Genomic DNA, 431 nt, shown 5'->3' on the forward strand with positions numbered 1-431 from the left:
ATTATCTAAGTCCGAATCAATTTGAAAATCGGTACTGGGGGTTAATGAAAAAAGTGGCTTAACTGGGGTGTACAAATTTGCTTGACCACGTCACCTTGTTCTCAATAAGGCTAAGATACCTCTATTGCTTTTTATTTCACTGGAGAGTTCTCGGTAAGTCATCATACATTGATGTTGAATTAAACGGATTACATGGAATCTATCGGCAACTATCATTGCATTAGGAAAGTATTTTTTTACAATAGACCGATAAGTACTGCTTAAGTCCATACAGATGACTTTAACTCGTTCTTTTCCAGGCAGCTGTTGCAGATAGTCTTTTAAATCCCCTTCACTTCGACCACGAACTACATCAAAGACTTTATGCTTTCTCAGGTCACATAACGTAGTAGCAAAACCCTCTTTCTTACTAAAGAAATGTTCATCAATAC

At 36.9% G+C, this 431-nt stretch carries 1 pseudogene; it reads right to left on the reverse strand.

The annotated features are described in order from the left end of the window. Nucleotides 1-96: 96 nt before the first annotated feature. A pseudogene (locus KYQ_RS18340) lies at nt 97-431 on the reverse strand (ISL3 family transposase); the annotation flags it as partial.

The sequence above is a fragment of the Fluoribacter dumoffii NY 23 genome, from assembly GCF_000236165.1.
Taxonomy (GTDB): domain Bacteria; phylum Pseudomonadota; class Gammaproteobacteria; order Legionellales; family Legionellaceae; genus Legionella; species Legionella dumoffii.